21 protein-coding genes and 1 riboswitch are annotated in these 25,898 nt (G+C 70.0%); of the genes, 6 read left to right on the top strand and 15 right to left on the bottom strand.

What is annotated here, in order from left to right:
- Window positions 1–36: 36 nt before the first annotated feature.
- Together ABZ818_RS02355 and ABZ818_RS02350 are read right to left on the bottom strand one after the other, a co-directional pair.
- Entirely contained in the window at window positions 37–1,386 is a 1,350-nt protein-coding gene (locus tag ABZ818_RS02355) for an NYN domain-containing protein (RefSeq protein ID WP_361409447.1), read from the bottom strand.
- A gap of 81 nt (window positions 1,387–1,467) precedes the next feature.
- A complete protein-coding gene (locus tag ABZ818_RS02350; protein ID WP_100572306.1) occupies window positions 1,468–1,707 on the bottom strand; it encodes a hypothetical protein in 240 nt (79 codons plus the stop codon).
- A gap of 154 nt (window positions 1,708–1,861) precedes the next feature.
- Between ABZ818_RS02350 and ABZ818_RS02345 the strand changes: the two genes are divergently transcribed.
- Both ABZ818_RS02345 and ABZ818_RS02340 read left to right on the top strand, forming a co-directional pair.
- Window positions 1,862–2,614, top strand: coding sequence for a rhomboid family intramembrane serine protease (locus ABZ818_RS02345; RefSeq protein ID WP_361409444.1), 753 nt, complete (start codon window positions 1,862–1,864; stop codon window positions 2,612–2,614).
- Window positions 2,611–2,892, top strand: a complete 282-nt coding sequence (locus ABZ818_RS02340; RefSeq protein ID WP_100572304.1) for an Lrp/AsnC ligand binding domain-containing protein — start codon at window positions 2,611–2,613, stop codon at window positions 2,890–2,892. Before ABZ818_RS02345 ends, ABZ818_RS02340 begins: the two co-directional genes overlap by 4 nt.
- Window positions 2,893–2,917: 25 nt before the next feature.
- Here ABZ818_RS02340 and ABZ818_RS02335 read toward each other — a convergent pair whose 3' ends face one another.
- From ABZ818_RS02335 to ABZ818_RS02310, 6 genes are all read right to left on the bottom strand, one after another.
- A complete protein-coding gene (locus ABZ818_RS02335; protein WP_361409441.1) occupies window positions 2,918–4,288 on the bottom strand; it encodes an aminotransferase class V-fold PLP-dependent enzyme in 1,371 nt (456 codons plus the stop codon).
- A gap of 198 nt (window positions 4,289–4,486) precedes the next feature.
- Window positions 4,487–4,603, bottom strand: a riboswitch (SAM riboswitch).
- An 85-nt stretch (window positions 4,604–4,688) separates the two neighbouring features.
- Window positions 4,689–5,753, bottom strand: a complete 1,065-nt coding sequence (gene trpD / locus ABZ818_RS02330) for an anthranilate phosphoribosyltransferase (RefSeq protein ID WP_361409438.1) — start codon at window positions 5,751–5,753, stop codon at window positions 4,689–4,691.
- 147 nt (window positions 5,754–5,900) lie between these two features.
- Window positions 5,901–7,538, bottom strand: a complete 1,638-nt coding sequence (locus tag ABZ818_RS02325) for a cytochrome bc complex cytochrome b subunit (protein WP_361409435.1) — start codon at window positions 7,536–7,538, stop codon at window positions 5,901–5,903.
- On the bottom strand, window positions 7,535–8,602 hold the full coding sequence (locus ABZ818_RS02320) for a Rieske 2Fe-2S domain-containing protein (RefSeq protein WP_361409432.1): 1,068 nt from the start codon (window positions 8,600–8,602) through the stop codon (window positions 7,535–7,537). The genes ABZ818_RS02325 and ABZ818_RS02320 overlap by 4 nt, the downstream gene beginning before the upstream one ends.
- Window positions 8,599–9,408 (bottom strand): c-type cytochrome, encoded by an 810-nt coding sequence (locus ABZ818_RS02315; protein WP_361409429.1) that lies wholly within the window; start codon window positions 9,406–9,408, stop codon window positions 8,599–8,601. Before ABZ818_RS02315 ends, ABZ818_RS02320 begins: the two co-directional genes overlap by 4 nt.
- A gap of 62 nt (window positions 9,409–9,470) precedes the next feature.
- A complete protein-coding gene (locus ABZ818_RS02310) occupies window positions 9,471–10,082 on the bottom strand; it encodes a heme-copper oxidase subunit III (protein WP_100572299.1) in 612 nt (203 codons plus the stop codon).
- A 211-nt stretch (window positions 10,083–10,293) separates the two neighbouring features.
- Between ABZ818_RS02310 and ABZ818_RS02305 the strand changes: the two genes are divergently transcribed.
- Entirely contained in the window at window positions 10,294–10,695 is a 402-nt protein-coding gene (locus ABZ818_RS02305; RefSeq protein WP_225074338.1) for a hypothetical protein, read from the top strand.
- An 87-nt stretch (window positions 10,696–10,782) separates the two neighbouring features.
- Here ABZ818_RS02305 and ABZ818_RS02300 read toward each other — a convergent pair whose 3' ends face one another.
- The 4 genes from ABZ818_RS02300 to coxB form a co-directional block, all read right to left on the bottom strand.
- Window positions 10,783–12,042 (bottom strand): Ig-like domain-containing protein, encoded by a 1,260-nt coding sequence (locus tag ABZ818_RS02300; RefSeq protein ID WP_361409426.1) that lies wholly within the window; start codon window positions 12,040–12,042, stop codon window positions 10,783–10,785.
- Window positions 12,043–12,193: 151 nt separating this feature from the next.
- The gene (locus ABZ818_RS02295; RefSeq protein WP_141361606.1) at window positions 12,194–12,592 is read right to left on the bottom strand and encodes a cytochrome c oxidase subunit 4; all 399 of its coding nucleotides are present in this window, start codon (window positions 12,590–12,592) and stop codon (window positions 12,194–12,196) included.
- Window positions 12,589–14,325 carry a cytochrome c oxidase subunit I gene (gene ctaD, locus ABZ818_RS02290; RefSeq protein ID WP_361409423.1) on the bottom strand — a complete coding sequence of 579 codons (1,737 nt, stop codon included), beginning with the start codon at window positions 14,323–14,325 and terminating at the stop codon, window positions 12,589–12,591. Before ctaD ends, ABZ818_RS02295 begins: the two co-directional genes overlap by 4 nt.
- A complete protein-coding gene (gene coxB / locus ABZ818_RS02285) occupies window positions 14,322–15,281 on the bottom strand; it encodes a cytochrome c oxidase subunit II (RefSeq protein ID WP_361409420.1) in 960 nt (319 codons plus the stop codon). The genes ctaD and coxB overlap by 4 nt, the downstream gene beginning before the upstream one ends.
- A gap of 342 nt (window positions 15,282–15,623) precedes the next feature.
- Here coxB and ABZ818_RS02280 point away from each other — a divergent pair, with 342 nt between their 5' ends.
- The gene (locus ABZ818_RS02280; RefSeq protein WP_361409418.1) at window positions 15,624–17,006 is read left to right on the top strand and encodes an aminotransferase class V-fold PLP-dependent enzyme; all 1,383 of its coding nucleotides are present in this window, start codon (window positions 15,624–15,626) and stop codon (window positions 17,004–17,006) included.
- Between the two features lie 124 nt (window positions 17,007–17,130).
- On the opposite strand, the gene ABZ818_RS02275 is transcribed toward ABZ818_RS02280, so the two are convergent.
- Window positions 17,131–18,105, bottom strand: a complete 975-nt coding sequence (locus tag ABZ818_RS02275) for a carbohydrate kinase family protein (RefSeq protein ID WP_141361600.1) — start codon at window positions 18,103–18,105, stop codon at window positions 17,131–17,133.
- 487 nt (window positions 18,106–18,592) lie between these two features.
- Here ABZ818_RS02275 and ABZ818_RS02270 point away from each other — a divergent pair, with 487 nt between their 5' ends.
- A complete protein-coding gene (locus ABZ818_RS02270; RefSeq protein WP_361409415.1) occupies window positions 18,593–20,605 on the top strand; it encodes a hypothetical protein in 2,013 nt (670 codons plus the stop codon).
- 119 nt (window positions 20,606–20,724) lie between these two features.
- Here the strand turns inward: ABZ818_RS02270 and ABZ818_RS02265 are convergent, their stop codons facing one another.
- Entirely contained in the window at window positions 20,725–21,081 is a 357-nt protein-coding gene (locus ABZ818_RS02265; protein WP_006135694.1) for an iron-sulfur cluster assembly accessory protein, read from the bottom strand.
- 323 nt (window positions 21,082–21,404) lie between these two features.
- Between ABZ818_RS02265 and nadA the strand changes: the two genes are divergently transcribed.
- Complete coding sequence (gene nadA, locus ABZ818_RS02260) at window positions 21,405–22,598, top strand: quinolinate synthase NadA (protein WP_361409412.1); 1,194 nt, start codon at window positions 21,405–21,407, stop codon at window positions 22,596–22,598.
- Between the two features lie 101 nt (window positions 22,599–22,699).
- Here nadA and ABZ818_RS02255 read toward each other — a convergent pair whose 3' ends face one another.
- Window positions 22,700–25,819, bottom strand: a complete 3,120-nt coding sequence (locus ABZ818_RS02255; RefSeq protein ID WP_361409409.1) for an efflux RND transporter permease subunit — start codon at window positions 25,817–25,819, stop codon at window positions 22,700–22,702.
- Between the last annotated feature and the right edge of the window lie 79 nt (window positions 25,820–25,898).

Below are 25,898 nucleotides of genomic sequence, written 5' to 3'. Positions count from 1 at the left end.
TGTTGCGCTTGAGGCCTACGTTCCCTACGTCCGGTTTCAGCCGCGCGAGAGCCGCTTCAGCAGCATCGCCGAGGCCACCGGCCGCGCCCCCGCCTTCGCGATCCCGTCGGCGACCTCGCGGTCGGTCGAGGCGACGATCACCGGCCGGCCGGGCGGTTCGGCCCGCACCAGCTGACGGATCAGCTCGTCCGCGGTGACCCCCGGCTTGGAGAACAGCACCCGCACACCGCGCGGCGGCGCGAGGAGCACCGGCGCGACCAGCTCGGCCCCGTCGAAGACACAGGTGACCTCGGCGCCGGTCTGCGCGGCGAGCTGCGAGAGCTGCCCCAGCAGCCTGAGCCGCTGCTTCTCCAGCGGCATCTGCGGATAGCCGGTCTTGGTGACGTTGTAGCCGTCGACGACCAGATGGGCCTGCGGCAGGGCGAGCAACTGGTCGAGGATCGCCGGGTCGTGCTCGGACAGCGCGCGGGTGGCGATGTCCTTGGGGGTCATCCGGCCCGGCTCGACCGCGTCCACGGTCTCCGCCGGCCGCACCGACACCGGCGGCAGCGCCAGCTCCCGGCGCAGCCCCTGGGCCGCGTCGAGGACGGTGTCCAGCAGCAGCCGGACCCGCATGTCCTCCACGCTGCGCCCCTCGCGGGCCGCCCTGCGGGCCGCCTCCAGCGCGGCCTCCGCCTCCCCCAGACGCGACTTGAGCCGCCGGGCCTCGCTCTCGGCGGCCGACACCTGCGCCTGCCCCTCGGCCCGCACGGCCTCGATGTCGCCCCGTACTTTGCGCAGCGCGGCCTCACCGCGCTTGACGTCGCTGTGCGCGGCCCGCAGCTTGCGATGCAGCGACTCGGCCTCTTTCCTGGCGGCGTCCAGCTCGGCCCGCAGCCGCTCGGTGTCGGCGCGGGTCTGTTCGCGGGCAGCCGCCAGCTCGGCGCGCAGCCGCTCCAGTTCGGCTCGGCTCTCCTCGTCGGCGCGCTCGGCGTCCGCCCGCTGGGCCTCCTCACCCGCGGCGGCGACCAGCTTCACCCAGCCCGGCGGGCGCAGCACGTAGGCCGCGGCCGCCACGTCGAGCGGATCCGCGGCCGGGGGCGGCGAGCCGGAGTCGAGAGCGCCCGACAGCTCCGGCTGGTCCTCTTTGAACTTCTCGCCGATACGCTGGCGGAACAGTGGATCGGTCTCCAGCGCGGACGCCATCGCGTTGCCCGCGAACTTCGCCCGGCGACTCGGCGTGAACCGGGCATACTGCCGCAGCTGCGCGGGCAGCTCGGCGAACGTCAGCGCGCCGAAGGCGTCCGAGACGATCTGGACGACCCGGCGGCGCACTCCGTCGGGCAGGGGACGGTCGAGCACCTCGGCGGCGCCGTCGCCCGGCCCCCCGCCTTGTGTCTCCACCATCCGTCACCCCAATGCCTCAATGCCTCGATGCCTCTGCGCTTCACGGACCCCCGCGGGGTCGCCTGTGCGGGCCCACTCCGCTCAGGAGCCGGCGCCCGGCCTGTCCACGAGTTCCACCTGGTCCACGGCGTTGCACCAGCGGCAGCGCACCGACTCGATCGTCTCACTGACCACCTCGCGCTCCTCGACCTGCGGCTCTCCCGCCAGGTCGAGGTGGACGTACTCCACGACCTTCGACGAGCGGGTCACGTCGAAGCGGGTGAGGTTGCCGCACAGGGTGCAGCGCCACCGGGTCGTGGCGGTCGGCAGGGGAACCGTCATCGTGACTGTTCGCTTCCTTCTGTGTCCATGACGCGCCAGCTTCCCTGGGCGTGTGGCACGTAACCCTACGGCCTGGCGGCTACTCGGCGCCGGTCCGTCCACGGCGGCGAGGCGGTCTGTGCGGTTGCGTCCGGTTACGCCATGCTCTGTGCACATGATCGGCAACAGGTTCACGGTGGCCGCCCGGACGGTCCGGGCGGCCAGGGCGGTACGGAGCATGCAGGCGCCGGTGACGTGCGCCCTGATCGTCCTGTGCTGTCTGATCTTCGTGGCCGGCCCGGCGGCGGGCCTCAATCCCTCCTACGGCACGGGGGACGCGCTGCTGCTCGCCCAGCGGGCCTACTTCCGGCGGTGGGGCGTGATCCCCGACGATTTGTTCACCGGCTCGCTCCGGGCCGCCCTCACCCCCGCGACGGCCCTGTTCGTGCACGGCAGCTGGGTGCACCTGCTCGGCAACATGCTCTTCCTCTACGTCTTCGGTGCGATGACCGAGGAACGCATGGGCCGCGTCCGGTTCACGCTGTTCTACGCCGGCTGCGGCTACCTGGCCCTGGTGGGCTACGCGGTCGCCAACGCCGACTCCGGACAGAGCCTGGTGGGGGCCTCGGGCGCGATCTCGGCGGTCCTCGGCGCGTTTCTCTACCTGTTCCCCAGCGCCCGGGTGACCAGTCTCTTCCCGTTCCTGTTCTTCCTGCCGCTGCGCTTTCCCGCGTGGGTGGTGCTTCCCTTCTGGGCGGCCCTCCAGTGGCTGGCCGCCGGCCGCGCCACCGAGGGACCGCAGGTCGCCTACCTGGCCCACGTGGTGGGCTTCGCCCTGGGCTTCGCCTGCGCGTGGGCCTGGTTCGGCCGGAAGACTAGAGTGAAGGCCGCCCCTGCTCCGGCCCCCGAGGGAGAGAACCAGCCGTGATCACCGCGATCGTCCTCATCAAGACCAGCGTGGACCGGATCCCCGAGATCGCCGAGCAGATCGCCTCACTGGACTCGGTCAGCGAGGTCTTCTCCGTCACCGGCACCTACGACCTGATCGCCATGGTCCGGGTGCGGCAGCACGAGGACCTGGCGGAGGTCATCCCGGGGCGGATCAGCAAGATCCCTGGCGTCGAGGGGACGGACACGCACGTGGCCTTCCGCACCTACTCGCAGCACGACCTGGAGGCGGCGTTCGCCATCGGGCTGGACTCCTGACCGCCCGGGCTCCTGAGCGCGCGGATCACACCGCGGGCACGCAGCGGCCGTCCTCCGTGCGGTACGTCCACTTCGCGCCGTCCCTGACCAGCTCACGCACCGCCGCCACGAAGCGGTCCACGTGCTCGTCGGGCGTGCCCGCGCCGAAGCTCACGCGGATGGCGTTGAGGGACTTCTCGCCCGGGGCGGCCTCGGGCGCGCCGCACTCGCCCTGGCTCTGCGGATCGCCGCCCAGCAGGGTGCGGACCAGGGGGTGGGCGCAGAAGAGGCCGTCGCGGACGCCGATGCCGTACTCGGCGGAGAGGGCGGCGGCGAAGTGGGAGCTGTTCCAGCCCGCCACGACGAAGGAGATCACGCCGACCCGCGGGGCGTCGTCGCCGAACAGGGACAGCACCCTGACCTCGGGTACCTCGGCGAGACCCGCCCGCACCTTGCGGATCAGGTACCGCTCGCGCGCGACGAGGTCGTCGAAGCCGGCCTCGGTCAGCGCCGTGCAGGCCGAGGCGACGGCGTAGGCGCCGATGACGTTCGGGGAGCCTGCCTCGTGGCGGGCGGCCGACTCGTGCCAGCTCACGTCCACGGACCCGTCGGCGCGCCGCGCCACCGTACGGCTCGCGCCGCCGCCCGCGAGGTACGGCTCGGCCTCGCGCAGCCAGTCGGCGCGGCCGGCCAGGACGCCGGAGCCGAAGGGGGCGTACAGCTTGTGACCGGAGAAGGCGACCCAGTCGACGTCGAGGTCTCGGACGGACACCGGGTGGTGCGGGGCGAGCTGGGCGGCGTCCAGGACGATCCGGGCGCCGTGCGCGTGGGCGGCGGCGGCCAGCTCCCGTACGGGCCACAGCTCGCCGGTGACGTTGGAGGCTCCGGTGACGCACACCAGGGCCGGGCCGTGGGAGTCGCGGCCGGCGAGGGCCCGCTCCAGGGTCGCCACGGCCCGCTCCGGGGTGCGCGGGGCGTCGAGGCAGGTCACCCGCGCGTCCCGCCACGGAAGCAGCGAGGCGTGGTGCTCGGTCTCGAAGACGAAGACCTGGCAGTCCGCGGGCAGCGCGCGGGCGAGCAGGTTCAGGGAGTCGGTGGTGGACCGGGTGAAGACCACCTGGTCCTCCGCACGGCAGTCCAGGAACTCCGCGACCGTCTTCCGGGCGTTCTCGAACAGGTCGGTGGAGAGCTGGGAGAGGTAGCCGGCGCCGCGGTGGACGCTGCCGTAGTAGGGCGCGTACGCCGCCACGTCGTCCCAGACGCGCTGGAGGGCGGGCGCGCTGGCCGCGTAGTCGAGCGCCGCGTAGGTGACCTCCCCGCCGGTGACGAGCGGAACGGTGACGTCCCGGCCCAGCACGGGCAGCGGGGAACAGACGGACTGGTCGGCGGAGACGGCGGAAACGGTGGAAACGGACATGGGTGAACTCCCGTGAAAGCAGGCGAAATCACCACGCGAGCAGACATGGCTCGAGCGTGGGGAAGGGTGAAGGGGGAAAGCGCGGTGGCGGGGCTCTGCGGCCTCGAAGGCGACAGGCCCTAGCGCATTCGCTTGCTCACGGAAGGCTCCCTCGTCGACCAGGACCCCTGGACTGTGTCCACTCGAAGGAGTGCGAGGGGTCCGCGCTTGCCGTAGGCCTCGCTGCCTACGGCCTGGTCTTCACCCGGGGCACCCCGCCACGGACGGAGGGTTGCCGGACAGCCGGCCGGGGCCACATGGCTGTCACTCATGACCTGGTTCAGCATCCTGCCACACGATCTTCCACGCGCAAGGCGCAGTCCGGATCGTGGACTGCGCCTTGCGACGGGAGGCCCGGGTCTCAGGCGTTGCTGACGGTCACCCAGCGCTCCAGCGTGCGCTTGGCGGACCCGGAGTCGATCGACTCCGCCGCGCGGTCCATACCGGCCCGGATCTGTTCGGCGAAGGTGCCCGGGCCCGGCCTCAGGGCCACCAGCGCCGCCGCGGAGTTCAGCAGGACGGCGTCCCGTACGGGCCCCTTCTCTCCGTCCAGCACGCGCCGGGCCACCTCGGCGTTGTACGAGGCGTCACCGCCTCGCAGCGCCTCCACGGGCACCAGTTCGATGCCGACGTCCCGCGGGTCGAAGCGCTCCTGGGTCACCGTGCCGTCCCGGACGATCCAGACCTGGGAGGTGGCGGTCGTGGTGAGCTCGTCGAGGCCGTCGTCGCCCCGGAAGACCAGGGAGGAGTGGCCGCGCTCGGCGAAGACGCCGGCGACGACCGGTGCCATGCGCGGGTCCGCCACCCCGACGGCCTGGGCCCGCACCCTGGCCGGGTTGGTCAGCGGGCCGAGCACGTTGAAGACCGTGCGGATGGCCAACTGGCCGCGGGCGGCGCCCGCGTGGCGCAGCGCCGGATGGAACTTGATCGCGAAGCAGAAGGTGATTCCGGCCTCCTGCGCGACCTCGGCCACTCGCCGCGGCGTCAGTTCCAGATTGACGCCGAGCTTCTCCAGCACGTCGGAGGCCCCGGAGGCGGAGGACGCGGCCCGGTTGCCGTGCTTGACGACACTGGCGCCGGTGCCGGCCACGACGATCGAGGACATGGTGGAGATGTTCACCGTCTTGGCGCCGTCGCCGCCGGTGCCGACGATGTCGACGGTCGCGCCGGGCACCTCGATCACATTGGCGTGCTCGTACATCGTCCGGACCAGGCCGGTGATCTCCTCCACCGTCTCGCCCTTGGCCCGCAGGGCCACCACGAACCCGGCGATCTGCGCGTCGGTCGCCTCGCCGCGCATGATCAGGTCCATCGCCCAGGCGGTCTCGTCGGCGGTGAGGTCCCGGCCGTCCAGCAGGCCGTTCAGCAGGGCGGGCCAGGAGCGGCCCGCCGCGGTGGAGCCTCCAGCGGGGGTCACAGCGTTCATATGCCGCTCCTGGGTCGGTGTCCCGTACGGCGGGACGCGAATCTCGAACAGGTCCACCCTATCCAGCCCCGGACACCGCGAAGGGCCCCGTCCGGGGATCGGACGGGGCCCTTCGACCGTGGCGTGGCGACGCTCAGCGGTCAGTGATCAGTGGTGGCCGTGACCGCTCGTGATCTCCCTGTACTCCTCGACGGTCGGCTTCGGGATCTGGTTGTCCTCGCCGTAGTACGCGTTGCTGAGCTTGGCGCGCAGCTTCTGCGAGCCCTTGATCTTGCGCTCGACACCGTTCTCGTCGACCGCCGGGCCGATCTCGGCCGGCTCGTACTGGTCGTGCGCCGTGAGCGTGTAGAGCTGCTCCTGGCTGAGCGGCTCGTGGACCTCGATGAACTCACCGTGCGGCAGGCGCTTGATGATGCCGGTCTCGCGACCGTGCAGCACCTTCTCCTTGTCGCGGCGCTGGAGGCCGAGGCAGATCCGCTTGGTGACGACGAACGCGATGATCGGTCCGACGAAGAAGCCGATCCGGACGAACCAGGTGACCGCGTTGATCGACAGGTGGAAGTGCGTGGCCCACAGGTCGTTGCCGCCGCCGACCAGCGTGATCATGTACATCGTGATCCAGGCCACACCGAACGCGGTACGCGTCGGGGCGTTGCGCGGGCGGTCCAGGATGTGGTGCTCGCGCTTGTCGCCGGTGATCCAGGACTCGATGAACGGGTAGGCCGCCAGCGCCGCCAGGACCAGGCCGAAGAGGACCAGCGGGATGAACACGCCCAGGACGAGCGTGTGGCCCCAGAAGTTGACCTCCCAGCCCGGCATGAAGCGGACCAGACCCTCGGCGAAGCCCATGTACCAGTCGGGCTGGGCGCCGGTGGACACCTGGTCCGGACGGTACGGGCCGATCACCCAGATCGCGTTGATCTCCACGAGCGCCGCGATCATCGCGAGGACGCCGAAGACCAGGAAGAAGAAGCCGCCGGCCTTGGCCATGTACACCGGCAGCAGCGGCATGCCGACGACGTTCTTGTTGCTCTTGCCGGGACCCGCGAACTGCGTGTGCTTGTGGTAGAAGACCAGGATCAGGTGGGCCACCACCAGGCCCAGCATGATGCCGGGCAGCAGCAGGATGTGGATCGAGTAGAACCGCGCCACGAAGTCGTGACCGGGGAACTCGCCGCCGAAGAGGAAGTACGAGATGTACGTGCCGACGATCGGCATGGACAGGATCGCACCCTCGGTGAAGCGGACACCGGTGCCGGAGAGCAGGTCGTCCGGGAGCGAGTAACCGGTGAAACCGGTGAACATGCCCAGGGCGAACAGCAGGAAGCCGAACAGCCAGTTGATCTCACGCGGCTTGCGGAACGCACCGGTGAAGAACACGCGCATCATGTGCACGAACATGCCGGCCAGGAAGATCAACGCGGCCCAGTGGTGGATCTGCCGGATGAGCAGACCACCGCGCACCTCGAAGGAGATGTGCATGGTCGAGTTGAACGCCTCGCTCACCAGCTGACCCTGCAGCGGGACGTACGAGCCGTTGTACACCACCTCGCTCATCGAGGGGTGGAAGAACAGCGTCAGGTACACACCCGTGAGGATGATGATGATGAAGCTGTAGAGGCAGACCTCGCCCAACATGAACGACCAGTGGTCGGGGAAGATCTTGCGCATGTTGGCCTTGGCCAGGGAGTAGATCCCGAGCCGGCCGTCGGCCCAGTCGGCGATCCTCTCGCCGGCCGGTGCCTGCCCGCGAGAGCGGGACTCGTTGGCTGCTGATGTACTCATCCGCGCTCCCAGAATGCAGGACCGACGGGCTCCGCGAAGTCGCCGAGCGCCTGGAGGTAACCCTCGCTGTCCACGCCGATGCGCAGCTGCGGCAGAGCGTGGCCGGCGGGGCCGAAGATCACTCGGGCACCGTCGGAGAGGTCGAAGGTGGACTGGTGGCACGGGCACAGGGCGTGGTGCGTCTGCTGCTCGTACAGGGAGATCGGGCAACCCACGTGGGTGCAGATCTTCGAGAAGGCGACGATGCCCTCGTGGCCCCAGTCGAGTTCGCGCTTGTCCTTGATGTCGGCCGGCTCGAGCCGGATGATCATCAGGGCCGCCTTGGCGATCTCGTTGGCGAAGTCCTCGTCCGTCTCCTTCATCCCGTCCGGCATCGCGAAGGTGAGCGAGCCGACCGAGACGTCCTCGGGACGCAGCGGCAGGTTGGTGTTCATGTTGACGAGGCGCTTGCCCTTGGCCCACAGCGTGTGGCGCAGGCTGGTCCCGGGCAGCGGGCCCAGGTCGCGCAGCAGCATGACGCCGGACAGCGGCACCAGCGTGAGCGCGCCGAGCATCGTGTTGCGGATCAGCTTGCGACGGCCGATCGCCGACTCCTTGGCGCCCTGCTTGAAGTCCGCGTGGACCTTCGCACGGTCCTCGGGGGACGCCGCGATCGGGTGACGCTCGTCGGCGACCTCGACGTCGGACATCAGGGTGCGGGCCCAGTGGACCGCGCCCGCGCCGATCGCGAACAGCGCCACGCCCAGCGTGAGGCCGAGCGCGAAGTTCAGCGCGTTGATGTGCCCGAGCGGGAAGACGAAGATCGACTTGTCGTGCGGGATCGCCACGTACGAGGCGATGAAGCCGATGGTGGCCAGCATCGACACCGTGAACAGCAGGGCAACGGTGCGCTCGGACCGCCTGGCGGCCCGCTCGTCGATGTCCTGGATCCGGTGCTCGTGGGGCGGCAGTCCCGGGTCGGCGAACGGAGCCCGCTCGTCCGCCACGGAGACCGCGCCGCGCCCGTGCTCGTGGGCTGCCTGCTCTACGGGCAGGTTCTCTTCAGGAATGTCTCGGCTACTCATGACTTCTTGGCCTTTGCGGTCCGAGCGGCGACCCAGACGGCGACCGCGACAAGGGCACCCAGCCCGAAGATCCAGGCGAACAGACCCTCGGTGACCGGTCCGAGGCCACCCAGGTCCATACCGCCCGGAGTCGTGGTCTCGTCACCGTTGACCGCGTCGAGGTACGCGATGACGTCCTTCTTGTTCTTCTCCGTCAGCAGCGTGTCGGGGAAGGAAGGCATGTTCTGCGGGCCGGTCTGCATGGCCTCGTAGATGTGCTTGTTGCTCACACCCGTGAGGTCAGGTGCGTACTTGCCGTGCGTCAGCGCACCGCCCTTGCCGGTGAAGTTGTGGCACTGGGCGCAGTTGGTGCGGAACAGCTCACCGCCCTTGGCGGCATCCGCGCCCTCGGGGCTGTACTGGTTCTTCGTCGGCACGTTGGGACCGGCACCCAGGGACGCGATGTACGCGGCGAGCTGGTCGATCTCGGCCTGGTTGTAGATGACCTTCTTGCGCGGGATCTGCGCGCCCGGCTGCTGGGCCGGCATACGGCCGGTGCCCACCTGGAAGTCGACCGCCGCCGCGCCCACACCCACCAGGCTGGGACCGTCAGTGGTGCCCTGCCCACCGGTGCCGTGGCAGCTGGCGCAGCCGACCAGATAGAGCTTCCTGCCCTCCTCGATGGTGAGGGACTGGGCGGTGTCCTCGGCCTTCGCCTTGCTCGCGGGCGCGAACGCGGTGTACAGCCCCCCAGTGGCCGCCAGCGCGAAGAGTAGGACGACGACCGCCGCCAGCGGATGGCGTCGTCGTGCGGAGAGCTTTTTCACGGATTACCCCGGTGTCAGGATCTTCTGCGTCGATGCTTTGCGGACTTGGATCGGTTCGTCGGCTACTTGATCAGGTAGATCGTGGCGAAGAGTCCGATCCAGACGACATCGACGAAGTGCCAGTAGTAGGACACGACGATGGCCGCGGTCGCCTGCTCGTGAGTGAACCTCCGGGCCGCGTAGGTACGGCCGAGGACCAGCAGGAAGGCGATGAGACCGCCCGTCACGTGCAGCCCGTGGAAGCCGGTGGTCAGGTAGAACACCGAGCCGTACGGGTCGGAGGACAGCGAGATGCCGTCCTTCTTCACCAGCTCGGTGTACTCGAAGATCTGACCGCCGATGAAGATCGCACCCATGATGAAGGTGACGATGAACCAGCCCCGGAGCTTCTTCACGTCACCGCGCTCGGCGGCGAAGACGCCGAGCTGGCAGGTGAGTGAGGAGAGCACCAGGATCGTGGTGTTCACCGACGAGAAGGGGACGTTGAGAGCGCCCGCCATCTCCTTCCAGTGCGCCGGACCCGTCACCGATCGCAGGGTGAAGTACATCGCGAAGAGGGCCGCGAAGAACATCAGCTCGGAACTCAGCCAGATGATGGTTCCGACGCTGGTGAGGTTCGGTCGGTTGACCGACGGGTGCGCGTGCCCGGTTTCTACTGTCGTTGCTGTCGCCACGCCGACATTATGTCGGTCGCTTATCCCGCCCTCACCCCGGGGGGTGCCGTTCGGAGTGTCCTGGGGGTGTGCTCTGCCCGAACGGCCCCTCGAAGGGCTGTTCCAACCGCTGTCTACCAGGAGTTGAAGGGGGTAGCATCCGCGCCATCGGTACCCGGAAGTTCCCGACAGTTCCCGACGGGTTTTTCCCGACCAACGACGCGGAGGAACAATGCAGGCGACCGCCACGGTGCTGGTCTACAGCGACGACGCCAACACCCGGGAGCAGGTGCGGCTGGCGAGCGGCCGCCGGCCCGCTCCGGACGCCCCGGTGGTGGAGTTCCTGGAGTGCGCCACGCCCGCCGCGGTCCTCAAGGAGCTGGACCGGGGCGGCATCGACGTCTGCGTCCTGGACGGCGAGGCCGTGCCCATGGGCGGCATGGGGATGTGCCGGCAGATCAAGGACGAGGTCTTCAACTGCCCTCCGGTGCTGCTGCTCATCGGGCGGCCGCAGGACGCGTGGCTGGCCACGTGGAGCCGGGCGGACGCCGCGGTCACGCTTCCGGTGGAACCGGTGGAGTTCGCCGCCGCTCTGGCCTCCCTGCTGCGCAAGAAGGCGCTGAGCGGCGTCTGAGGCCCTTGAACGGAGCCCGGCGGACGACCCGCCCCTTTGCGGCCGCGGGCCGTCCGTGACCCCCTCGGGGCCCTGTCGTCCCGCGTCTCACACGCTCTGCGGGGTCAGCCGCGCCTTGTTCGTCTGCGCCCCGGCGCCGTCGGCGTCGGCGGCGATGGCGCTGCCCTGGACCCACTTCTGCCAGGGCATGTTCCAGTCGCCGAAGCCGTTGTCGAAGAGCTCCATGTTGTGGCCGGTCGAGTTGACGACCTGGACCAGGTCGCCCTCGTGGACGGTGTTGAAGAACCAGGAGGCGTTGGGGGTGCTCATGCCGGTGCAGCCGTGGCTGACGTTGGCCGCTCCCTGGGAGCCGACGGACCACGGGGCGGCGTGGACGTACTCGCCGCTCCAGGTCACGCGGGTGGCGTAGTACACCGGCAGGTCGTACGAATCGCTGGAGCCCGCGGCGATGCCGACGGTGGAGCTCTTCATCTGGACGTAGTACTGCTTGGCCAGGACGACCTTGATCCCGTTGCGGGTCGCGAAGCCGGGCTTGCCGGTGGTGATGGGGATCTCCTTGATCTTCTCGTCGTTCTTGTAGACCGTCATCAGGTGCTTGGCGGCGTCCGTGACCGCCACGATCCGGTCACCCGTGGTGATCTTCAGCGGCTTGGCCGCGCCGCCCCGCAGCTTGTCGCTGATCTTGACGTTCTCCAGGTTGCTGTGCGCCTCGACGGTGGCGTTGGCGGGCCAGTAGTCCTGCGGGCGGTAGTGGAGCTCCTTGTCGTTCACCCAGTACCAGGAGCCCTGCACGGCGGGCTTGGAGTCGACCCTGAGGGCGCGCTCGACGACGACCCGCTGGGCCTTGTCCTTGATCGGCTGGTCGAGTTCGGCCGTGATGGGCTGGCCGACGCCGTAGGTGCCCGCCTCAGGACCGAACTTGACGTTCAGGAGCTGTTGGCCCTTGGGCTTGTTCGTGTCGAAGGTGAGGACCTTGCGGCCGGGTCTTCCGTCCTCGTCCTCGGTGCTCACCCGGACCGTGTAGTGGGCGCCCCCGGCGAGCGGTGAGGTGCTGTGCCAGCGGCTGCCGTCGGCGGCCAGCTCGCCGGAGACCTGGCGCCCCGTGGCGTCCACGGCCGTGACGTCCGTGATGCGCCCGTCCTCGCCCTGAGCGGTGACTTCCAGGGGCTTGTCCGGGTCGGCCTTCTTCCCGGCTTCCGTGGGGCCGCTGAAGGAGATCTGGTCCGCAGCGTCGTACGGGGAGGCAGCCAGCGGATTGCCGTCCGAACCGCAGGCGGTGGCACTCGTGCCGAGGGCCGTGACCAGCAGGATCGCTCCCGCTCCGCGGGAAATCACAGTGGTGCTCATGGCACTCACGCTAGGTAGCTTCGTCACCTCCGGCACGGTGGCTCACCCGTCCGAGGGAATTTTCGAGGGAATAAGTCATCCAAAAGAGGGAGTCCGGACTCTCCAGGTGGAGAGTCCGGACTCCCTGGTGTTCAGCGATGCTCGGCGCTGGTTACTGGGTGCGGTTCTCGCCGCGGTAGTACTCGAAGACCCAGCCCCATACGGAGATCATGATGATCGGCGCCGCGAAGTAGACGAGCCACCAGCCGACCGCGATGCCGAGGAAGGCCAGCGCGCCACCGATGCCGAGGCCGAGCGGCTGCCAGCTGTGCGGGCTGAAGAAGCCCAGCTCGCCGGCGTCGTCCGCGACATCGGCCTCCTTGTCGTCCTGGGCGCCCACGTCGACCCGCCGGGCCGTGAAGCCCAGGTAGAAGCCGATCATGATGGACAGGCCGAAGGCCATGAAGAGCGCCGTCGCGCCGACCGCTTCCTTCGACCACACGCCGTAGACGATGGCGGTGATGAGCAGGAAGACGCTCAGCCACATGAACATCTTGCCCTGGATCTTCACTTGCCGGCCTCCTTGCCACCAGCGAGGGCCTTCTCACCGTGACCCGCGTTCTCGAGCTGGTCGAGCGCGGCGATCTCGGGGTGGTGCAGGTCGAACGCCGGCGATTCGCTGCGGATCCGCGGCAGGGTGAGGAAGTTGTGCCGCGGCGGCGGGCAGGAGGTCGCCCACTCCAGGGAGCGGCCGTAGCCCCACGGGTCGTCGACGCCGACCGGCTTGCCGTACTTGGCCGTCTTCCAGATGTTGTAGAAGAACGGCAGGATCGACAGGCCGAGCACGAACGAGAAGATCGTCGACAGCGTGTTCAGCGCGGTGAAGCCGTCGGCCGCGAGGTAGTCGGCGTACCGGCGCGGCATGCCCTCCACGCCCAGCCAGTGCTGGACCAGGAAGGTGCCGTGGAAGCCGATGAACAGCGTCCAGAAGGTGATCTTGCCGAGCCGCTCGTCGAGCATCTTGCCGGTGAACTTCGGCCACCAGAAGTGGAAGCCGGCGAACATCGCGAACACCACGGTGCCGAAGACGACGTAGTGGAAGTGCGCCACCACGAAGTACGAGTCCGAGATGTGGAAGTCCAGCGGCGGCGCGGCCAGGATCACACCGGTCAGACCACCGAAGACGAAGGTGATCAGGAAGCCGGTCGCCCACAGCATCGGCGTCTCGAAACTCAGTGAGCCCTTCCACATGGTGCCGACCCAGTTGAAGAACTTCACACCGGTCGGTACCGCGATCAGGAAGGTCATGAAGGAGAAGAACGGCAGGAGCACGCCACCGGTCACGTACATGTGGTGCGCCCACACCGTCACCGACAGACCGGCGATGGCGATCGTCGCGCCGATCAGGCCCATGTAGCCGAACATCGGCTTGCGGGCGAAGACCGGGATGATCTCACTGACGATGCCGAAGAACGGCAGCGCGATGATGTACACCTCGGGGTGCCCGAAGAACCAGAACAGGTGCTGCCACAGCAGTGCACCGCCGTTGGCCGCGTCGAAGACGTGGGCGCCGAACTTGCGGTCCGCCTCCAGCGCGAGCAGCGCGGCGGCCAGCACCGGGAAGGCCAGCAGGACCAGCACCGCGGTCAGCAGCACGTTCCACACGAAGATCGGCATGCGGAACATGGTCATGCCCGGCGCGCGCATGCAGATGATCGTGGTGATGAAGTTGACCGAGCCGAGGATCGTACCGAAACCGGACAGGGCCAGACCCATGATCCACATGTCGCCGCCGATGCCCGGCGAGTGCACCGCGTCGGACAGCGGGGCATAGGCGAACCAGCCGAAGTCGGCCGCGCCCTGCGGGGTGAGGAAGCCGCCCACGGCGATCAGCGAGCCGAGCAGGTACAGCCAGTAGGCGAACATGTTCAGCCGCGGGAAGGCGACGTCCGGGGCGCCGATCTGCAGCGGCATGATCCAGTTCGCGAAACCGGCGAACAGCGGCGTCGCGAACATCAGCAGCATGATCGTGCCGTGCATCGTGAACGCCTGGTTGAACTGCTCGTTCGACATGATCTGCATGCCCGGACGGGCCAGCTCGGCGCGCATGATGAGCGCCATCACGCCGCCGATGCAGAAGAACGCGAACGACGTCGCCAGGTACAGCGTTCCGATCGTCTTGTGGTCGGTGGTCGTCAGCCACTTCACCGCGAGATTGCCCGGTTGCCTGCGCCGGACCGGCAGCTCGCTCTCGTAAGAGTCCTCAGCTGCCGCGGCACCCTGAGGTTCGTTGAGGATGCTCACAGCTTGTTCGTCTCCCGGTTCTTCTCGTGGCTCGTCTGCGCGATGCCTGCGGGAACGTAACCGGTCTGCCCCTTCTTGGCGAGGTCCTTGAGGTGCTGCTCATAGCGCTCGGGCGAGACGACCTTCACGTTGAACAGCATCCGGGAGTGGTCCTGGCCGCAGAGCTCGGCGCACTTGCCCCGGAAGGTGCCCTCCATGGTGGGGGTCACCTGGAAGGAGTTGGTGTGGCCGGGGATGACGTCCTGCTTCATCAGGAACGGCAGCACCCAGAACGAGTGGATGACGTCGCGCGAGGTGAGGATGAAGCGGACGGTCTTGCCCTTGGGCAGCCACATGGTCGGACCGGGGTTGCCGTTCTGCGGGTTCCGCGTGCCCGGAATGCCGTAGTCGTAGACACCGCCGGCGTTCGCCGGGAAGTCCTCCTTGAACCGGTCCGGAATCGCGTTCAGGTTCTTGTCGGTCTTCGCGTCGCCCGACGAACCGGCGACGGGCTCGACGTAGTTGAAGGCCCAGCTCCACTGGTAGCCGACGACGTTCACCGTGACGTCCGGCTTCTTGGAGATGTCCAGGAGCTTGGACTCGTCACGGGCCGTGAAGTAGAAGAGCACCGAGACGATGACGAGGGGGACCACCGTGTACAGCGCCTCGATGGGCATGTTGTACCGGGTCTGCGGAGGAACCTCTACCTTGGTGCGGCTGCGCCGGTGGAAGAAAGCACTCCACAGGATCAGACCCCACACCAGGCAGCCGACGGCGAGCGCGGCCGCCCAGGACCCCTGCCACAGCGAGAGGATCCGGGGAGCCTCTTCCGTGGTCGGGGTGGGCATACCCAGCCGGGGAAAGTCCTTGTATGTGCAACCGGTTGCGGTCGCCAGGACCAGGCCCGCAGTCAGTGCCTGCAGCAGCTTCCGCCGCATCGGGCGCCGCGGCGAGCGGTCGGAGCCGTTGGGACTCACGTAGCGCCTTCCCGAGAGTCTCGCCCGCGCTGTTCGGCTGCGGCCTTCTCGCTGGTCGGTCGCGGCCCCGCGTCGGGCAGGGGTTTGGATGTTTATGCGGACCAAACCCTACTGGACGCCTTCCGGCGGGTCGCGGGGAGGGTGCCATACGCGCCGCGGGTCAGCCCGAAGGGGTGGGATACCCCTGCGTGGGCCGGTTTGTGAGAGGGGCTCGGGGCGCCCGATGAGGCATGTATGCGCCCTTTGTCGCGGCTGCGGGCGGGTTGGGCTCTCGCGTGCCCGCGCGACGAAGCCGCACCTCGGCGCTGTCCCGTGTCCCTTCGGAGCGCTTAGCGTTGACGTGTGGCCTACTTCGACGCTGCTTCCAGTGCTCCCCTTCATCCCGTCGCCCGGCAGGCTCTGCTGGCCGCCCTCGACGAGGGGTGGGCCGACCCCGCTCGTCTCTACCGGGAGGGGCGGCGGGCCCGGTTGCTGCTGGACGCGGCCCGGGAGGCGGCCGCGGAGGCGGTGGGGTGCCGGGCCGACGAGCTGACGTTCACCTCGTCCGGGACGCGGGCGGTGCACAGCGGGATCGCGGGGGCGCTGGCGGGCCGCCGCCGCGTCGGACGCCACCTGATCGTGTCAGAGGTCGAACACTCTTCGGTGCTCCATTCCGCCGAGGCGCACGAGGCGGACGGCGGGTCGGTCACACGGGTGCCGGTCGACCGGCAGGGCACGGTGGCCGTGGACTCGTACGAGGCGGCGCTGCGCGAGGACACCGCGCTGGCCTGTCTTCAGTCGGCCAACCACGAGGTGGGCACCGAGCAGCCGGTCGCCGAGGTGGCCGCGGTGTGCCGGGCGGCGGGTGTCCCGCTGCTGGTGGACGCGGCGCAGTCGCTGGGCTGGGGCCCGGTCGGCGGCGACTGGTCGCTGCTGACGGCGAGCGCCCACAAGTGGGGCGGGCCGTCCGGGACCGGGCTGCTCGTCGTGCGCAAGGGGGTGCGGTTCGCGCCGCGCGGGCCGGTGGACGAGCGGGAGTCGGGCCGGGCGGCCGGGTTCGAGAACATCCCGGCGATCGTGGCGGCGGCGGCCGCGCTGCGGGCGGTGCGGGCGGAGGCGGCCGAGGAGGCGGTACGGCTGCGGGAGTTGACGGAGCGGATCCGGGCGCGGGTGCCGCGGCTGGTGCCGGACGTGGAGGTCGTGGGCGACCCGGTCTGCCGGCTGCCCGGCGTCGTCACCTTCTCCTGTCTCTATGTCGACGGGGAGACATTGCTGCACGAGCTGGACCGCGAGGGCTTCTCCGTCTCCTCCGGTTCGTCCTGCACGAGCAGCACGCTGACGCCGAGCCATGTCCTCCGGGCGATGGGCGTGCTGAGCGAGGGCAACGTGCGGGTGTCGCTGCCGGGCGGGACGCCGGAGGAGGAGGTCGAGCGGTTCCTGGCCGTCCTGCCGGGTGTGGTGGCGCAAGTGCGGGAGAAACTCGGGGCGCCGGCCGGGGCGGCACCGGCCGCCGTGCGGGAGGACGCGCTGGTCGTGGACGCCCTCGGCAGGCGCTGCCCGATCCCGGTGATCGAGTTGGCCAAGGTCTTCGGAAACGTACCGGTCGGCGGCACGGTGCGCGTCCTGTCCGACGACGAGGCGGCACGGCTGGACATCCCGGCGTGGTGCGAGATGCGCGGGCAGGAGTACGTGGGTGAGGAGCCGGCGGACGAGGGTTCGGCCTACGTCGTCCGCCGGGTCTCCTAGGTTTCTCTGGGTTTCTCTGGGTTCCTCTGGGTTCCTCTGGGGTTCCGCAGGGTTCCGTGGGTTTCGCCGGGTAACTCCGGGTCCCTCTGAGGCCCTCCGGTTTCCGCCCGACGCACTGTCAGGCTCAGGCGAGGTGGGCGCGGACCTCGCGGGCCGCGTCGTCGCCGTAGGCCTTGGTGAAGCGCTCCATGAAGTGGGCGCGGCGCAGCTGATACTCCTGGGTGCCCACGGTCTCGATCACCAGGGTGGCCAGCATGCAGCCGACCTGGGCGGCGCGCTCCAGGGAGACGCCCCAGGCGAGGCCGGAGAGGAACCCGGCGCGGAAGGCGTCGCCCACGCCCGTCGGGTCGGCCTTGCGCTCCTCGTCCGGGCAGCCGACCTCGACCGGGTCCGCGCCGGCGCGCTCGATGCGCACGCCGCGCGAGCCGAGGGTGGTGACCCGGTGGCCGACCCGGGAGAGGATCTCGGCGTCGTCCCAGCCGGTCTTGGACTCGATGAGGCCCTTCTCGTACTCGTTGGAGAACAGGTACGTCGCCCCGTCCAGCAGTATCCGGATCTCGTCGCCGTTCATCCGGGCGATCTGCTGGGAGAAGTCGGCGGCGAACGGAATGGCGCGCGAGCGGCACTCCTCGGTGTGCCGGAGCATCGCCTCCGGGTCGTCCGCCCCGATCAGGACCAGGTCGAGACCGCCGACGCGGTCGGCGACGGTCTTGAGCTCGATGAGGCGGGCCTCGCTCATCGCGCCCGTATAGAAGGAGCCGATCTGGTTGTGGTCGGCGTCAGTGGTGCACACGAACCGGGCGGTGTGCAGGGTCTCGGAGATACGGACCGAGGAGGTGTCGACGCCGTGCCGGTCCAGCCAGGCCCGGTACTCGCCGAAGTCCGGTCCGGCGGCGCCCACCAGGACCGGCCTGGTGCCGAGCTGGCCCATGCCGAAGGCGATGTTGGCGCCGACCCCGCCGCGCCGGACGTCCAGCTGGTCGACCAGGAAGGAGAGCGAGACCGTGTGCAGCTGATCCGCGACGAGCTGGTCGGCGAAGCGGCCGGGGAAGGTCATGAGGTGGTCGGTGGCGATGGAGCCGGTGACTGCGATGCGCACGGCGGGGATGCTCCTGGAGTCAGGGGGATTGACAGTTCACGCTACCCGCTCCGGCGTCCGGCGCCCACGCCGCCGCTCACCCGGCCGGGACCGCGTCCGGATATCCCCCACCAGGCGGCACCCGCCCGCGTCGCCGTTCCACTGTCCGGGTCGACCGAGCCGCCGCTCCACCGCCCAGGACGATGGGGCCGCCGCTCCACCGTTCAGGACGACCGGGCCGCCGTCCAACGTCCGGGACGACCGGGCCGCCGTCCAACTGTCGGGTCGCCGTTTCCCCGTCCGGGACCCCACCGGCGTACCGACCGGGACCCGGCCGGCGCAGGGACGGGACCCGACCGGCGTACGGAAGGGAACCGCGCGCTCCCCCGCCGCGTCCCATCGCTGTCCCCCTCCCGGGGGATGCGGGATACGACCCATCGGCCGCCGCTTCGTCAGGGTCCGGTCAGGGTCACGGGAACAGCACTTGCGCAGCCGAAGGAGCGATGCGGTGAACACCGAGCGACCCGACCACGACGACGAGTCCACGGGCACCGCCGAGGAAGTCCCGGACGAGGGGAAGACCTCGAAGCCGGAGGCTTCGGGTCCGGGGTCCCAGGCCGGATCCGGGCCCGGCGCCGGACGCGAGTCCGAGGACAAGGCCCGGCCCGACCCCGAGCCGGAGACCGGATCGGAACCCAAAGCCCAGTCGCAGCCCGAGGCCGGGGCCGGTTCCGAGTCGGCGAGCGGGACCGGGGACGCGGTCACGCAGGCGTCGAAGGGCGTGAAGGAGGCCCACGGCTCGGATGGCGCGAAGGTCTCGGAGACCCCGCAGGGCCCGGGTGGCGCGCAAGCCCCGCAGGAGCCGGAGGGTTCGGTGGGCTCGGATGAGGGGTCGCAAGAGACCCCCGAGCCCCCGTATGTCCCGCAGGTCCCGGAGGCGGCCGATGCCACGGAGACCCCGCAGGCCCCCGACGCCCCGAAGCCTTCGCGAGTCCCTGAGGTGCCGGATGTCACGGCAGCCTCGGAGCACGACGGCCACCCCGGTGGGAGGCGGGCCCGGGGGCGGTCGCCTGTGGTGATCGCCTCCGTTGCCGCCGCCGTGCTGCTGGTGGGCGGCGGCGGGGTCGTGCTCGCCGCGGATCCCGGTGGGCGTACGGACGGGGCGGCGGCGCCCGGTGGGCACGGAACCCCGCGGCCGCTGGTCCTCGACGGGTACTCCGCCCCGGGCGCCGGCGACGGTGACGGCGGTACGAACGGAATCGCGCCCGGTGAGCCCAACCCCTACGGCACGACCTACCGGGTCACCGGGCCCCTGCCCGACGGACCCGGCTCCGCGCCGGTGTACCGGGCACGGGGCGAGGTCACCCAAGCCGAGGTGGCCAAGCTCGCCGAGGCACTCGGCGTCGACGGAACACCGGTGGCCGACGCCCAGGCGTGGCGGGTCGGGTCCGGGAAGGACGGTTCCGGGCCGGTCCTGCGCGTCGAGCGGACCGCGCCGGGGTCCTGGACGTTCAGCCGGTACGCGCCGGGCACCGACGACTGCAAGGGCGCGCTGTGCGGGCACGACCCGGCGGCCCCGCCCGTCCACCCGGTGAGCGCGGCGGCGGCGCTGAAGGCGGCGGCCCCGGTGCTCAAGGCCCTGGGACAGGACGACGCCAAGGTGGACGCGGCCCAGATCATGGGCGACCAGCGGGTCGTCAACGCCGATCCGCTGGTCGGCGGACTGCCCACGTACGGCTGGACGACCGGCCTGAGCATCGGCCGGCAGGGCGAGGTGATCGGCGGCAGCGGTCAGCTGAAGGCGCCGGTGAAGGGCGACACCTACCCCGTGCTGAGTGCGCGCAGGGCGCTGGACCTGATGAACACCGCCCCGCGGGCCGACCACCGCATGGGCATCGGCGGCTGCGCCAGTCCCGTACCGCACAAGGACCGTCTGGAGGCGCCCTGCGGAACGTCGGGCTCCGACCCGGACACGAAGCCCCCCGTCCCGGAGAACGCCGTCACGATCGGCAAGGCGGTCTTCGGTCTGGCCGCGCACTCCTCCGGGGGGCAGCGGGTGCTCGTCCCGTCCTGGCTGTTCGAGGTGCAGGCACCGGCCGGGCAGGGCGCCCGCACCACGGTGACGTACCCGGCCGTCGCCCCCGAGTACCTGACCTCGTCGGCGCCGCCGTCCGGGCAGTCGAGTCCGGAGCCGAGGGGCTCGGACGGCGCCCGGGTCACGCGTGACGTGAAGGTGACGGGCTACAGCACCGAGGGCGAGGAGCTGACCGTCCGCTTCGAGGGCGGGGTGTGCGCCGACTACCGGGCGTCGGCGCGGGAGAGCTCCGGCCGGGTGACGGTCACGGTGACCGAGACCGCGTGGTCGGACAAGGTCTGCATCCTGATCGCCAAGGTGTACCACCGCACCGTGCACCTGGACCGGCCGCTCGGCGACCGCAACGTGGTCGGCACGGACGGGCAGGCGATCCCCCTGGAGCGCCCGGGATCACGGCTTCCGGGAGCGCCCTCGCTCGCCCGCTGACGTCTGCGGGGACCTGCGCGGATCTGCGCGGATCTGCCCGGACCTGCGGGACAGGAAGAACAGGAAGGCGGCGGACCCGTGGAAGGGGCCGCCGCCTTCTGTGTCCTACCGTTCCCCGATCAGCTGAAGGAGTCGCCGCAGGCGCAGGAACCGGTCGCGTTCGGGTTGTCGATCGTGAAGCCCTGCTTCTCGATCGTGTCCACGAAGTCGATGGTGGCGCCGCCCAGGTAGGGGGCGCTCATGCGGTCGGTGACGACCTTGACCCCGCCGAAGTCCTTCTCCACGTCGCCGTCGAGGGAACGCTCATCGAAGAAGAGCTGGTAGCGCAGGCCGGAGCAGCCGCCAGGCTGGACGGCGACGCGCAGGGCGAGATCGTCACGGCCTTCCTGGTCGAGCAGGGCCTTGACCTTGGACGCGGCGGCGTCGGTCAGGATGATGCCGTCGGTGACGGTGGTGGTCTCGTCCGATACGGACATCTACATCTCTCCCGGGTTGTACGGAGACTGCTTGCCGACGAGTGCAACCGGCAAGGCCGCGGAATCATTCCGGGCCGGGCGCGTGCTTTTCCTCTGCTCCAGGCTCGTCCACTTCATGCTCGCACACGGGTGGGAAAGCGGACAGCGGCCCGTGGACGGGGTCCGGCGGGGCCCGCCCGGGCCGGGACCTGGTACCGACCGGGTTCAGGCCGGGGCGGGCGGGCCGGATGCCGGGATTCACGTCACATGGACACTATGACGATCGTCAAAGTGACGTGAAGCGGCTATCATAGATAGCGTCAGTTCGACGAAAAGTAGAAAGGGTGCGTGTCGTGACCACCGCCCAGACCCAGGACCTCGACGTCCAGCCGACCCCGCTCGCCCTCCTGCTCCTCGGCCGCGAGGCCGACCCGAAGAGCGAGCGCGGCGTCGAGTGCCCCGGTGACCTGCCCGCCCCGTCCGACCCGGACCTGGTGGCACGGGCCCGCGCGGCCAAGGAGAAGCTCGGCAGCAAGGTCTTCGTGCTCGGCCACCACTACCAGCGCGACGAGGTCATCCAGTTCGCCGACGTCACGGGCGACTCCTTCAAGCTGGCCCGGGAGGCGGCCGCGCGCCCGGAGGCCGAGTACATCGTGTTCTGCGGTGTGCACTTCATGGCCGAGTCCGCGGACATCCTGACGTCCGACGAGCAGAAGGTCGTCCTGCCGGACCTGGCGGCCGGCTGCTCCATGGCCGACATGGCCACGGCCGAGCAGGTCGCCGAGTGCTGGGACGTGCTCACCGAGGCCGGGATCGCCGACCAGGTCGTCCCGGTGTCGTACATGAACTCCTCCGCCGACATCAAGGCCTTCACGGGCAAGCACGGCGGCACGATCTGTACGTCGTCGAACGCCAAGCGGGCGCTGGAGTGGGCCTTCCAGCAGGGCGAGAAGGTCCTGTTCCTGCCCGACCAGCACCTGGGCCGGAACACGGCCGTACGCGACATGGGCATGTCGCTGAACGACTGCGTCGTCTACAACCCGCACAAGCCGAACGGCGGACTGACCGCCGAGGAGCTGCGGGCGGCCAAGATGATCCTGTGGCGGGGCCACTGCTCGGTGCACGGCCGCTTCAGCCTGGACTCGGTGAACGACGTCCGGGAGCGGATCCCCGAGGTGAACGTGCTGGTGCACCCCGAGTGCCGGCACGAGGTCGTGGCCGCGGCGGACTACGTCGGGTCGACCGAGTACATCATCAACAAGCTCGACGCCGCGCCGGCCGGCTCCAAGTGGGCCATCGGCACGGAGCTGAACCTGGTGCGCCGGCTGGCGAACCGTTACGCCTCCGAGGACAAGGAGATCGTCTTCCTCGACAAGACGGTCTGCTTCTGCTCCACGATGAACCGCATCGACCTGCCCCACCTGGTCTGGGCCCTGGAGTCCCTGGCCGAGGGCAACCTGGTCAACCGCATCCAGGTGGACAAGGAGACGGAAGGCCACGCCAAGCTCGCCCTGGAGCGCATGCTGGCGCTGCCGTAGCGGCCCCGGCCGCGCACGGCGGTTCGTACGGGAAAGGCCCGGTCCACGAGCGTGGACCGGGCCTTCCGCGTGTGCTCACACGGTGCGCTTGTGCGGTGTGCTTACACGCCGGCGGGCTCCAGCACCTTCTCCTCGCGTGCCGCCCGCTTCGCCTCGCGCTTCATCGCGCGGCGCTCCTTGCGGAGTTCGAGCATGGCGTAGAGCGTCGGGACCAGCAGCAGGGTGAGCAGGGTGGAGGTGATCAGGCCGCCGATCACGACCACGGCCAGCGGCTGGGCGATGAAACCACCCTCGCCGGTGACGCCCAGGGCCATCGGGAGCAGCGCGAAGATCGTGGCCAGGGCCGTCATGAGGATGGGGCGCAGCCGGTGGCGGCCGCCCTCCACCACGGCCTCGACGATCCCGTACCCGCGCTCGCGGTACTGGTTGACGAGGTCGATCAGCACGATCGCGTTGGTCACCACGATGCCGATGAGCATCAGCATGCCGATCATCGCGGGGACGCCCATCGGCGTGCCCGTGGCGATCAGCAGGCCGAGTGCGCCGGTGGCCGCGAACGGGATGGAGACCAGCAGGATCAGCGGCTGGACCAGCGAGCGGAAGGTCGCGACCAGCAGCATGAAGACGATCGCGATCGCCGCCAGCATGGCGAGGCCCAGGTTCTTGAAGGCGTCGTTCTGGTCGGAGGTGACGCCCCCGATCTCGGCCGTCGCCCCCGCGGGCAGCTTCAGCGAGTTGATCTTGGACTGAAGGTCCGCGCTGACCGCACCGGTGTTGTCACCGGTCGGCTTGGCCGTGATCGTGGCGGCGCGCTGACCGTCGATCCGGGTCATCGACACCGGCCCGTCGACCAGCTTGACGGTCGCGATGTCACCGAGCTTCACCGGGCCGAGCCGCAGGTTCTTCAGCTCGGTCAGGGTCGTCGCCGGCTTGGCCGACCGGATGACGACGCTCCGCTCGGTGTCGTCCAGCATCGCCTTGGCCGCAGTGGTGCCCTTGACCGCCTGGGTGACGGCCATGCCGAGGCTCTGGTCGGTGAAGCCGGCCGCCGCCGCCTTGTCGTTGGCCCGCACCGAGATGCGCGGCACGCTCTGCGACAGGTCGCTGGTGACATCGGTGACGCCGTGCAGCCCGGCGACCGCCGTGCGGACCTGCTCGGCGGCCCGGCGCAGCGCGTCGGCGTCGCCCGCCTTGACGACCACCTTCAGGTCCTGGTCGCCGAAGCCCGCGCCGGCCGCGATCGTGGTGGTGCCGACGCCGGACAGCTTGTGCAGGCGGTCCTCGATGCGGGTGCGCACGTCGTCGGCGGACGCGGAGTCCTGGATCATCACCTGGTAGGAGGCCCGGTTGGTGTCCGTACCGCCACCGAAGGCCGCCATGAAGCCGGAGGAGCCGATCGTCACCTGGTAGTCCTTGACCCCGTCTACCTGGGCGAGCTCGCGCTCGACCTTGCGGGCCGCGGCGTCCGTCGACGCCAGGCTGGTGCCCGGCTTCAACTGCTGCTTGACGGTGAGGACCTTCTGCTCGCCGGGGTCGAAGAAGTTCGTCTTCAGCAGCGGTGTCATGCCGAAGGTGGCGAACAGGACGACGACCGCGATCAGCACGCTGGTCAGCCGCCGCCGGGTGGCGAAGCGCAGGACGGGGACGTAGAGGCGCTGGAGGCGGCTGGCGGCCTCCTTCTCCTCGGCCCGGCGGCGGGCCTCCTCGGCCTGGGCGGGCGTGCCCTTGGGTGCGCGCAGGAACCAGTACGACAGCACCGGCACGACCGTCAGCGACACCAGCAGCGAGGCCAGCAGGGCCGCGGTGACGGTGAGGCTGAACGGGCCGAACAGCTCGCCCACCATGCCGCCGACCAGGCCGATCGGCAGGAACACGGCGACCGTGGTGAGCGTGGAGGAGGTCACCGCGCCGGCCACCTCGCGCACCGCGGTGAGGATGGCCTCGCGGCGCTCCTCGCCGTAGCCGAGGTGGCGCTTGATGTTCTCCAGGACCACGATCGAGTCGTCGACGACCCGGCCGATGGCGATGGTCAGCGCGCCCAGCGTCAGCATGTTCAGCGACAGGTCGCGGGTCCACAGCACGATCAGCGCGAGGACCACGGAGAGCGGGATCGACACCGCGGTCACGAGCGTGGAGCGGACCGAGGCCAGGAAGGCCAGGATGACCAGGACCGCGAAGAGCAGGCCGAGCGCGCCCTCGGTGGTCAGGCCGTCGATGGCCTTGGCCACGGCCGGTCCCTGGTCGCTGACGACGGTGATCTTCGCCCCGGAGCCGAGGGCTTCGCGCAGGGCGGGCAGCTTGTCCTCGACCGCGTTCGAGATGGCGACCGCGCTGCCGTCGTGGTCCATGGTGACGACGACGGAGAGGCTCGGCTTGCCGTCGGTGCGGGTGATGGAGTCGGCCTTGGCCGGCTCCTGCTTGACGGTGGCGACGTCGCCGAGCCGGACCGGCTTCTTCGCGCCCGGAGCCGCTCCCATGCCCTCGCCGGCGACCATCAGGTCCTGGATCTGCTTCAGCGAGGTGAAGCCGCCGCCGACCTGAACGGTGCGGTTGGCGCCGTTCTCGTCGAAGGAACCGGCCGGGAGGGTGGCGCCGCCCGCCTGGAGGGCCTGGCTCAGGGCGGCGGAGCCGAGGCCGGCCGCGGCGAGCTTCTTGTCGTCGGGGGTGACGGTGATCTGGAGGTCCCGTACGCCGTCGACGGTGACCTGGCCGACGCCTTCGATGTTCTTCAGCTCCGGTACGACCGACTTGTCGAGCTGGTCGGCCAGGGCCTGCTGGTCCTTGTCGGAGGTGACGGCGAGGACGACGGTGGGCATGTCGTCGGTGGAACCGGCGACCACCTGCGGGTCGACGTCGCTCGGGAGCTGGGCCCGGGCCCGGTTGACGGCCTGCTGGACGTCGGCGACGAGCTGCTTGGTGTTGTTGCCGTAGTCGAAGGACGCCATGATCACGGCGTTGCCCTCGCTGGCCGTGGAGGTGAAGCCGGTGATGCCGTCGACGGCCTTGAGGTTGTTCTCGAGGGGTTCGACGACCTGCTTCTCCACGACGTCCGGGGACGCGCCCTGGTAGGGCGCCAGCACGGACACGATGGGGAGCTCGATGCTGGGCAGCAGCTGCTGCTTGAGCTGCGGTATCGCGATCGCCCCGAAGACGAGCGCGACGATCGACATCAGCCCGATCAGGGCCCGTTGCGCGAGGCTGAATCTGGACAGCCAGGACATGGGTCAGGGTCTCTATTCTGTGAGCGGCAGGCGGCACGGGCGCGCAGGGAGCGCCACCCTTACACCTTCGGGCACGCGC

It is taken from the genome of Streptomyces sp. NPDC047453 (assembly GCF_040643155.1).
Classification (GTDB): Bacteria; Actinomycetota; Actinomycetes; order Streptomycetales; family Streptomycetaceae; genus Streptomyces.
The sequence above is the reverse complement of the archived record's forward strand: the minus strand, read 5'-3'. Positions and strand labels throughout refer to the sequence as shown.

Excerpts from the sequence above, each read along its gene's own strand:
- ABZ818_RS02305 (WP_225074338.1), top strand. The coding sequence starts at position 10,294 with ATGCAGGCGACCGCCACGGTGCTGGTCTACAGCGACGACGCCAACACC.
- ABZ818_RS02350 (WP_100572306.1), bottom strand. The coding sequence starts at position 1,707 with ATGACGGTTCCCCTGCCGACCGCCACGACCCGGTGGCGCTGCACCCTG.
- ABZ818_RS02255 (WP_361409409.1), bottom strand. The coding sequence starts at position 25,819 with ATGTCCTGGCTGTCCAGATTCAGCCTCGCGCAACGGGCCCTGATCGGG.
- ABZ818_RS02300 (WP_361409426.1), bottom strand. The coding sequence starts at position 12,042 with ATGAGCACCACTGTGATTTCCCGCGGAGCGGGAGCGATCCTGCTGGTC.
- ABZ818_RS02320 (WP_361409432.1), bottom strand. The coding sequence starts at position 8,602 with ATGAGTAGCCGAGACATTCCTGAAGAGAACCTGCCCGTAGAGCAGGCA.
- ABZ818_RS02345 (WP_361409444.1), top strand. The coding sequence starts at position 1,862 with ATGATCGGCAACAGGTTCACGGTGGCCGCCCGGACGGTCCGGGCGGCC.
- ABZ818_RS02325 (WP_361409435.1), bottom strand. The coding sequence starts at position 7,538 with ATGAGTACATCAGCAGCCAACGAGTCCCGCTCTCGCGGGCAGGCACCG.
- ABZ818_RS02265 (WP_006135694.1), bottom strand. The coding sequence starts at position 21,081 with ATGTCCGTATCGGACGAGACCACCACCGTCACCGACGGCATCATCCTG.
- trpD (WP_361409438.1), bottom strand. The coding sequence starts at position 5,753 with ATGAACGCTGTGACCCCCGCTGGAGGCTCCACCGCGGCGGGCCGCTCC.
- ABZ818_RS02355 (WP_361409447.1), bottom strand. The coding sequence starts at position 1,386 with ATGGTGGAGACACAAGGCGGGGGGCCGGGCGACGGCGCCGCCGAGGTG.
- ABZ818_RS02335 (WP_361409441.1), bottom strand. The coding sequence starts at position 4,288 with ATGTCCGTTTCCACCGTTTCCGCCGTCTCCGCCGACCAGTCCGTCTGT.